Origin of the sequence: Streptomyces sp. NPDC020731 (genome assembly GCF_044334705.1) — a bacterium.
Classification (GTDB): domain Bacteria; phylum Actinomycetota; class Actinomycetes; order Streptomycetales; family Streptomycetaceae; genus Streptomyces.
The window spans coordinates 44,870-53,497 of the sequence record NZ_JBIRTN010000007.1 but is presented as its reverse complement, the minus strand read 5'-3'; the positions used below and the strand labels follow the sequence as shown (position 1 = coordinate 53,497).

At 70.2% G+C, this 8,628-nt stretch carries 7 protein-coding genes; all 7 read right to left on the bottom strand.

Features of this window, described 5'->3' with window-relative positions; genetic code table 11:
• Position 1: 1 nt before the first annotated feature.
• Positions 2-514 (bottom strand): YbaB/EbfC family nucleoid-associated protein, encoded by a 513-nt coding sequence (locus tag ACH4VX_RS12550; RefSeq protein WP_398367374.1) that lies wholly within the window; start codon positions 512-514, stop codon positions 2-4.
• 16 nt (positions 515-530) lie between these two features.
• Positions 531-3,875 carry an AAWKG family protein gene (locus tag ACH4VX_RS12545; RefSeq protein ID WP_398367373.1) on the bottom strand — a complete coding sequence of 1,115 codons (3,345 nt, stop codon included), beginning with the start codon at positions 3,873-3,875 and terminating at the stop codon, positions 531-533.
• Positions 3,876-3,887: 12 nt separating this feature from the next.
• The gene (locus tag ACH4VX_RS12540; protein ID WP_398367372.1) at positions 3,888-4,334 is read right to left on the bottom strand and encodes a type VII secretion system-associated protein; all 447 of its coding nucleotides are present in this window, start codon (positions 4,332-4,334) and stop codon (positions 3,888-3,890) included.
• Positions 4,335-4,362: 28 nt separating this feature from the next.
• The gene (locus ACH4VX_RS12535; protein WP_398367371.1) at positions 4,363-4,683 is read right to left on the bottom strand and encodes a WXG100 family type VII secretion target; all 321 of its coding nucleotides are present in this window, start codon (positions 4,681-4,683) and stop codon (positions 4,363-4,365) included.
• A gap of 69 nt (positions 4,684-4,752) precedes the next feature.
• On the bottom strand, positions 4,753-5,103 hold the full coding sequence (locus tag ACH4VX_RS12530) for a hypothetical protein (RefSeq protein ID WP_398367369.1): 351 nt from the start codon (positions 5,101-5,103) through the stop codon (positions 4,753-4,755).
• Positions 5,104-5,474: 371 nt separating this feature from the next.
• Positions 5,475-6,947, bottom strand: coding sequence for a type VII secretion protein EccB (eccB, locus tag ACH4VX_RS12525; protein WP_398367368.1), 1,473 nt, complete (start codon positions 6,945-6,947; stop codon positions 5,475-5,477).
• Positions 6,948-6,964: 17 nt separating this feature from the next.
• The gene (gene eccD, locus ACH4VX_RS12520; protein ID WP_398367367.1) at positions 6,965-8,362 is read right to left on the bottom strand and encodes a type VII secretion integral membrane protein EccD; all 1,398 of its coding nucleotides are present in this window, start codon (positions 8,360-8,362) and stop codon (positions 6,965-6,967) included.
• Positions 8,363-8,628: the final 266 nt, after the last annotated feature.

Sequence of the window (8,628 nt, the reverse complement as noted above, 5' to 3'; positions counted from 1 at the left end):
GTTACGCGCCCTCCTGCCGTTCCCGTCGTCCGTCGTCCCCGCCGCGGGCCGCCCCGGGCGGGGCGGCGGGTTCCTCGTCGTCCTCGACGATCTCGTCGCGGAGCCTGCTCATCGCCGTGGGCCCCTTCGCCACGGAGGTCTCGTCGATCAGCGATCCGAAGAGGGACTCCCAGTCGACGCCCATCCGTTGCGGGGCGGCGCCGCGCGCGGTCATCCTGGTGAGCGGGTCGAGCGTGGCGACGACCCGGCGGGCCATCTCGGCCCGTGCCTTGTTCGCGGCCTCCAGCACCGCCGCGGAGAGCTGGGCGGCGGCCATGGTCCGGTACTTGCCGTCGAGGAACTCCAGGCTGGTCAGTTCCCCCTTCGCGCCGACGGAGACCCGGACCGACCGGTCCGCCGAACGCGCGGTGACCGACGCCGCGTCCAGCTCGGCGCGTGCCGAGGCCGCGGCCTGCTCCGCCGCCTTGAGGTGGGCCATCGCCTGGGCCACTCGGTCCTCCATCGGCTGACTCATCCCGGTCCCCATCTCCTCAGCGCCCCAGGGCCTGCGGCGCGCCGCCCTCGTCGGTGCCCCAGACGTCCTCGTCCTCGGCCAGCCACGTGGTCCGTTCCCTGTCCCCGCTCTCCGTCTGCGGCCTGCCTTCCCCCGCCCCGCCCATGCCTCCCATGGGCGGCATGAAGGGCGTGCTGCTGCTGGTCTGCGTGGACCTGGGGACGACGCGGTGCTCCTCGTCGTCGACCGTCTGCGTGGCGGCCGTCCGGCCGGAGCGGCCGACCCCGGGCTCGATGACGGTCCTGGTGCGCTCACCGGAGTTGCCGCCGGCCTCGCCGCCCGCGCCGCGCGCCATCGGCGGGTACATCCCCGGCGAGCCCGATCCCGGTCCCGTGCCGGTGCCGTCGGCGGAGGCGCCCGCCAGGGCGTCGCTGCTCTGCGGACGTCCGAGCGCCGAGGAGAGATCGTCCTGGTTGTAGAGGTTGTCGTTGAACACGGAGGAGTACGCGGAGCCCGCCGGGCCCGCGGAGCCGCCCTGGTTGTAGGCGGAGAGGTCGGGGGGCTCCGGGAGGTCGGCGATGCGCTGCCGGATCAGCTCGTCGATGTCCTTCTGATCGGCGTTGATCCTGTCGTACTCGGCCTGGATGTCGCCCATGCGCTGGTCGTACTCGGCCTTGGCGTCCTTGCGCGCCTGCTCGGCCTCGGTGCGCGCCTCTTCCCGTTCCGCCCGGGCGTCGGCCTTCGCCTCGTCGTACTCGCTCCTGGCCGCGGCCTCGGCGGCGTCCGCCCGTTCGACGGCCTCCCGTTCGGCTGCGTCGATCTCCGCGATCCGCCGGTCGTACTCCTCGCGGGCCTCGTTCTCGTCGGTGCCGGCGGCGATCTCCCGCTCGTACTCCTGGCGTGCCTCCGCACGTTCCTGCTCGGCGTCCTGGCGCGCCTGGTCGCGCTGTTCCTGGGCTTCGGCCCTCTCCTGCTCGTACTCCTGTCGCGCCGCCGTCTCCTGGCGGTCGGCCTCCTGGAGGGCTGCGTCGCGCTCGGCGCGGGCCTCGGCCTTCTGCTGCTCGTAGTCGGCCTGTGCGTCGGCCTTGGCGTTCTGGGCGTCCAGCCTGGCCTGCCGCTGCTCCTGCAGGGCCTCGCGGCGGGCCTCCTCCTGCTGGGCCTCCGCCCTGGACTGCGCGTCGGCCTGGTCCTGCTTGGCGGCTTCCCTCTCGGCGGCGGCCTCCGCCTTGGCGGCCTCCTGCTCGCGCTCCGCCTCGGTCCTGGCGGCGGTCTGCTCCTGCTTGGCCTCGGCCTGCGCGGCCTCCTGCTCGGCCTTGGCCTCCGCCTTCTCCTTCTCGGCCTCTTCCTTGGCGGCGGCCTGCTCGCGCTCCGCCTCGGCCTTCGCGGCCTCCTGCTCGGCCTTGGCCCCGGCCTTCTCCTTCTCGGCCTCCGCCTTCGCGGCCTCCTGCTCGCGCTCCGCCTCGGCCTTCGCCCGGTCCTGTTCCTGCTTGGCGGCTTCCTTCTCGGCGGCGGCCTCCGCCTTCGCGGCTTCCTGTTCGGCCTTGGCCTCGGCGCGGTCGGCTTCGGCCTGGGCCGCGGCCCGTTCCCGTTCCTTCTTCGCCTCGTCCTGCGCCTTCTGGTTCTGCGCGAGGACGACCGCCTGCTGCTCGGCGGCCGCCTGCTTGGCCTCGGCCTTCTCCTTCTCGGCCTCTTCCTTGGCGGCGGCCTGCTCGGCCTTGGCCTCGGCCTTCTCCTTCTCCTGCTCGGCCTTGGCCTCCGCCTTCTCCTTCTCGGCCTCTTCCTTGGCGGCGGCCTGCTCGGCCTTGGCCTCGGCCTTCTCCTTCTCCTGCTCGGCCTTGGCCTCGGCCTTCTCCTTCTCGGCCTCTTCCTTGGCGGCGGCCTGTTCCGCCTTGGCCTCGGCCTTCTCCTTCTCCTGCTCGGCCTTGGCCTCCGCCTTCTCCTTCTCGGCTTCGGCCTTCTCCTTCTCCCGCTCGGCCTTGGCCTCGGCCTTCTCCCTCTCCGCCTCCGCCTTGGCTTCGGCCTTCTCCTTCTCGGCCTGGGCCTTGGCCGCCGCCGCTTCGGCTGCCGCCTTCTTCTTCTCGGCGTCGGCCTCCGCCTTGGCGGAAATCTCGGAGAGGGGGCGATCGTCCTTGTCGGTGATGCTGGTGTCGAACGCCTTCTCGGCTTCCTTGAACGCCTTGTTGATGGCCACGATGGCCTCGGCGCCCTTCGTGCTGAGCCAGTCCTGCACGGACTGCTCCCACCGGCGCACCGCCTCGTCGGCGATCGCCTTCCACGTGGTCATGTCGCTCGGCTTGCCGTACGACTTCTCCCCGATGACGATCTCGTTCCGGAAGCCGGCGGTCGACACCACGTAGTTGTGCCAGGACGTGTACGCCCCGGAGCCACTGGACACCGTGTCGATGTCCGTCTTGTCGAACTGGGTGTCGAAGAGTTTCAGCCGGGCGTCCTGCAGCATGTCGTAGAGCCAGCGCTGCGGATTGCTCTCGGCCCTCCACGCCACCCAGGCGTCGCGCAACTTCTGCGCCTCGGCGCGGACGACGCCCTGGGCCGCGGCCAGCGCCCGGGCCGGCTCGGACCTCACCGTCACCATGTCGATGGTGATCCCGAGGCCCTCGGTGCCCTTGCCGTCGAGCTGGTCGGCGTACCCCTCGTAGTTCCGGGCCAGCTTGTGGATGAGCTCCTTGAAGATGGCGGCCGACGTGCCGTCCCAGGAGTCGCTGCCCTCTCCGATGTTCTCGGTGTCCCACTTGCCGATGGTGACCGCGCTGTCCTCGAAGAACTTGACGACCCGGTCGAACGCCTGGGCCGTCTTCGTGAAGGTGAGCAGGTCGACGTAGGTGCCATCGCCCACCTTGATGCCGCGGTTCTCGAATCCGTGGGTGGAGTAGGGCCACATCGTCAGCTGGTCGAGGGCGGCCTTGGAACCGTAGATGTACTGGACCAGGGCGCTGGTGTCCCAGTCGAGTTTCTCGCCCTCGCTGTTCGAGCCGCCCTTGTCCATCAGGACCTTGCTCGTCTTCTCGAACTTCGCGATCACGTCCTCCCCGCTCGGGGGCGCGGCCGAGGGCGTGGCGAGAAAGGTGATGTACACGCGGTACTGGTAGAGGTAGCTGCCTTCGGAGACGTCCGTGCCGTTGCCGGCCGGCTGGTAGTACGGGATGGTGTAGTTGGTGTTGTGCGTACCCCAACCACCCGAGGACAGAAAACCCGACGAATAGCCCGGACCGCCCTCGTCCTCCACCCGGACGTGGATCATCGGGATGCCGTCGTTACCCTTGAGATTGTCGAACAACGTCTTCCGCTCCGGCAGAACGTAGCCGGTGAGCAGGTCGACTGCTTTCTTCCAGTAGTCGTCGTTGTTGTCCTCGGGGTTGGCCATCGCCGAACTCCGCTACTCTTCCTCTTCGTTTCCGCCGGAATTGTCGAGATCACTGTCGACATCCTCGAAGATGTCCATGAACTCGTCCGCGGTGATGTTCTCGAGGTTCTTTCCCTGGGCCTTGGCCAGCTCGTCGATCGTGTCCCACAAAGCCTGTTCGAGATCCTCGAAGAGAACCGTCTGGTCCTCCAGGATGCGCTCGACCTCGCCCGCGCCCTGCTGGATGACCTTGTTCAGGGCTCCCCCGCCGACCACGCTGTTCTCGTCGGCCATGGGGCCGATGACAAGCGGCTTCGAGGACAGGATCGTCGTGGTCGAGATGCTGTCCGCGATGAACGAGATCGCCGGGCCGGCGGTCGGGCTGTCCTTGAGGATGTTCTCCAGCGTCGTGCGGAAGCCGTCTACCTGGTTGTTGATGAAATTCTTCAGGAATGTGCTGTCGAGGACCGTGACGGCCACGTGATCACCCTTCCGTCACCGGCCGGCGTCAGCGGCTGCCGATCCTGATGTCGCCCCACCGCTGCGACAGGTTCTGCTCCGTGTACCGGTAGTTCTGGGAGATGTCGGTGAGCAGACCGGAGTGGTTGGCGAGCAGGATCTTGATGTTCTCGACGGCGTTGTCCCACTTCGCCTGGACCTCGCTGTAGACGTCCCGGTCGTCACCGATCCAGGTGTTCCGGAGTTCGGCCAGTTCCATCTCCAGGTTGGCCAGGATGCTCATGATCGCCTTGGACTGGCCGACCATGTCGTCCGCCGCGCCTTCGGCATGGTTGTAGTCGACGTAGATGTAGCCGTCGGAGAAGTCCATCGGAGTCCTTCATTCACCGGGGAGAACCAGGAAAGTTGAAAAGCCGAGATCTGCTGGGGGCGCCGGGGATCAGTTCGACGACGTGTTGGTGCCGTTGAGCTCGTCGAAGACCGCCGTGGAGCGCGAGTACTCCGCGTCGATCGCGTCGCTGGTGGATCCCTGTACCAGCCCGTGCTCGGTGAGGGTGCCATTGAGCTCGTCGACCATCCGGTCCAGGTTGATCAGGATGGTGTCGACATGCTCGTCCCACTGCTCCAGCAGCTTCTTGTACTTTCCGCCGTCCGCGCCCCCGTAATTCGAGGCGAGCGTGTGCGACGTGGACTGGACGTCCTGCTGACAGCGCTGGACACCGGTGAAGGCCTGTTCCAGCGCCATGATCCCGTTGCGGGTCGCGCGTTCTTCGGACTGCTGCATGGCCATGAGAGAACTCCCTTTTCGGCGACACTCACCGGGCTGCGTCCCCCATTTCACTCCGTGGGCAGACAGAGCGTCCCTGCGGTCACGAGTGACTCGCCGGGTCCATGGGGTGGCCAGATGCTATGCAGGCCGCAACTTGTTTGGCAATTGCCCGCGGAACCGCGAAGTCCCCTGTTCAAAGGCTCAATTGAGCAATGACTCGGAATTCATGCCGCTCAAGTGAGCGGTGCGGTGGGTCCGGCCGGACAGATCGGGCATCGGCGCCGTCCACCGGACGCCACCGGGTGCCCGGCTTAACGTGAGGTGACCACGCGGACGCCAAGAATTTCCCTTCCGGACGATTGCCGACGGGGCCCGGCCGCCCCTCCCGCCCGCTATCGCCCGGGGCACCTCAGCGTCACCCGGGCCTCGCCCTCGGACGCCGCCTCGGGGGTCAGGTCCGGGCCGCTGGGCAGCATGGCCAGCATCGGGGACGGCATCGTCCGCGCCTCGACGCCCTCGTAGCCCAGCGCCTTCACCGCCTCCTGGGACAGCAGCCGGTACTTCACGCCCTCGTCCGTCACCAGGTACGTGGTGTCGCCCAGTGCGCTGCCGCTCGCGCTCAACGCCCTGACCAGCGCGCCCTTCCCGACCCGTACCGCGATGGAGTCGACCTTCAGGCAGCCCGGTTCGACCTCGGGCGCCGGTGCCTGCACGGCCTCGGGCAGGGCGCTCCCGGGCAGCACCGAAGTGCCCACCCGCACACCGGAGTCCGCGGAGTCGACCTCCGCGCAGGACACGGAACCGGTGGCGACGGTGACCGCCTTCGGCGGCTTCGCGGGCAGCTTCGCCGTCCCCGAGCTCCGCGCATCGGGGGCGAGATGCCCGGCCAGGGTGTCCGCGCCGAGCGTCGCCACGGTCGCGGCGTCCCCGCCGTACGCCTTCTCACGCGTTCGCGGATCGCCCAGCAGGAGGGTCGCCCCGGTGTCGGTGAGGGGGACGAGGCCTTCCCGGGTGAGCAGGTGGTAACGGGCGGCGGAGCCGGGTACGTCGACCTTGAAGAGCTGCCCGATCCTGGTGCTCCGCCCGGCCAGTTCGGGGCCCTTCCCACCCCGGCCCGGTACCTCGGCGGGGGCCAGGTCGGGCCCCAGCGGGAAGGCGTCGAGGAACGCCGCGGAGACGGGACGCGGGGTGACATCGCCGTACCCGAGGGCCTCGGCCGCCTTCGCCCGCTCCTCCAGGCGCAGCCGGCTGCCCTGCCACAGCAGGTACGTGGCGTCGTCCGGGCCCGTGACCAGCAGGCCCTCGTTCTCGCCCAGTTGTCGGCCGCCGGGCACGTTCTGCGGGGCGTCGGTGCCGAGGGCGAGCGTCGTGGTCGCCGTGACGACGCCCGTCGTCCGCGGGAGGATCCCGGAACACACCAGCCACGGGGTGCGGTCCAGGTCACCCGTTCCCGGCAGTGCCTCGGGCCCGTCGGGGATGCCGACGGGCGTTCCGTGCGGGGTGCCGGCGAGCGAGGACGTGCCCACCGTCGTGACGCCGACCTCGCCACCGACGACCAGCCGGGCCGACGCGTAGTTGCGCACCGGGCGCAGCCGTCCGTCCAGGTACAGGTAGCGCGCGCCGGTCTCCTTGTCGACGATCAGGTTCTCCCCCGAGCGCCACGAGTCGTTGCCGCCGGGCTTGATGAGTCCGAAGACGAAGGCGCCGGCGCACACCAGCACGGCGATGATCACGCCGATCGCGGCGCCGCGGTTGGTCCGGCCCAGCGGGCTCTCGGGCGAGTCCGGCTCGGCCCGCAGCATGGCCGAGGCCAGCCGACCCATGATGAAGAGGTGCGCCTGTACCTGGTCGCGTTTGCTGTGCATGTCGCCGTTCTCCCGGGTCAGCCGTTGATGCCGCGGAGCCGGCCGTAGACGCCCATCGACCAGAGCGTCAGCGGCAGGATGCTGATGGCGGCGAGTGAGTGCAGCAGCTCGGCCGCGCGCCCCCAGTACGGGACGAGCCGCCGTCCGGGCACGGTCCACGAGGCGATGGTGATCGCGGCGGCCAGCCCCATCAGCCCGGCCGTCAGGGTCAGCCGGTCCGCCGGGGCGAGCGAGCGCGCGGAGACGAACAGCAGCAGGACCACGCCCCAGGCCCCGGCGGTGGTCAGCGCCAGCCGCTGCCAGACATTGCCCAGGCCCCGGCTGTGCAGCAGCAGGAGGAGGGAGAGGGCCACGACGGTGAGGATCTCGGCGAGGCCCGGCGCGGCCATGAGCGCCACCTGGCAGGGCAGGCACACCAGGCCGATGGCGCCGTAGAGGGCGGTCATCCAGCCGTCCGCCAGCGCCGACCGGGCGTCGACGTCCGAGGAGGAGTACGGGTCGATGCCCTGCTGCAGCTGCTGGACGTTGGTCGGCAGGGGCGGCATCCGCATGCCGGCCAGCTGGAACGACAGCGACGGGACGAACCCGCCGAAGAGCACCACCACGACGGCCACCACGCCGGCCGCCTGTTCCGGCGCCAGGTCCAGGGTGATCAGGCCGGCGCCGAGCGCGCCCGCCGCCGCGACACAGGCCGCGCCGATGAACAGCGCCGGGTACACGCCGACCGCCGCCAGGGCGAGCACCGCGCCCGCGCCGCCGGCCGCGGACGCCGCCAGCAGCCGTGCGCCGAGGACGGCTTCGCCGTCGGCGCCGCCCAGGTCGCCGCCGGGCAGCAGCCAGCCCGCCAGGGCGAAGTAGGGGGCCGCCATCAGGCCGAGCACCGAGCCGGCTCCGGCGTCCCCGACGGCACGGGAGGCGGAGCCCGCCCCGGCGATCAGCAGCAGTCCGGCGGCCGAGGCGGCGACCGCCCGCATCCAGCCCGCCGTGCCCGGCATGGCCAGCAGCACGATGCCCAGCGCGAGGGTGGTCGCGGCCAGTCCGCGCAGCAGGCGCCGGCCGGCCTCCGCGCTCCAGCCGTGCGGCCTGCGGCCCATGCCGTCGGAGATGCCGTCGACCAGGTCGTCGATGTGCACCTCGGGCAGTGCCTCGGTGCGCGGCCGCAGATAAAGGTTCTCTCCGTCCCGCAGGCCGAGGGAGTCCAAGGTACTCTCGGGGTCGAGCGGTGGACCGCCGAGGCGTTGGAGTACCCAGCCTCCGTGCTCCAGGCCGGATTCCTCCAGGTCGTCCCCTCCGTAGCCGATCACTGTGGGCAGCAGGTCGGCGACGGGGACGTCGGAGGGCACGGCCAGGTCGACGGTCCTGGCCGGAGCACGTACGGTGACGCGGCACAGGCTTGCCGTCTGAATCTCAGTCATGGGCTCGGGGTTCACACTTTCTGGCGGACCACGCGATACGCGGTGGCTGGAAGGTGGCAGCGGCACACCGGTCGGTCGCCGAATGCGACGGAAAAGCCGGACGGGGCATGCGCCGACGAGTTTGACCGTACGCCGGGCTTTTCGCAACACCACTCCGGGAGTTCAGCGTCACGGCACCCCACGGCCATTTTCCCGACGCCGTCGCGCGGGACTCTGACCCTTTACGAAAAAACCCGCGCCGTTCCCGCGAGGTTCCCCCGGAATTC

Bases quoted from the DNA above. Each gene is read 5' to 3' on its own strand.
- eccD (WP_398367367.1), bottom strand. From the start codon at position 8,362: ATGACTGAGATTCAGACGGCAAGCCTGTGCCGCGTCACCGTACGTGCT.
- ACH4VX_RS12550 (WP_398367374.1), bottom strand. From the start codon at position 514: ATGAGTCAGCCGATGGAGGACCGAGTGGCCCAGGCGATGGCCCACCTC.
- ACH4VX_RS12535 (WP_398367371.1), bottom strand. From the start codon at position 4,683: ATGGACTTCTCCGACGGCTACATCTACGTCGACTACAACCATGCCGAA.
- eccB (WP_398367368.1), bottom strand. From the start codon at position 6,947: ATGCACAGCAAACGCGACCAGGTACAGGCGCACCTCTTCATCATGGGT.
- ACH4VX_RS12530 (WP_398367369.1), bottom strand. From the start codon at position 5,103: ATGGCCATGCAGCAGTCCGAAGAACGCGCGACCCGCAACGGGATCATG.
- ACH4VX_RS12545 (WP_398367373.1), bottom strand. From the start codon at position 3,875: ATGGCCAACCCCGAGGACAACAACGACGACTACTGGAAGAAAGCAGTC.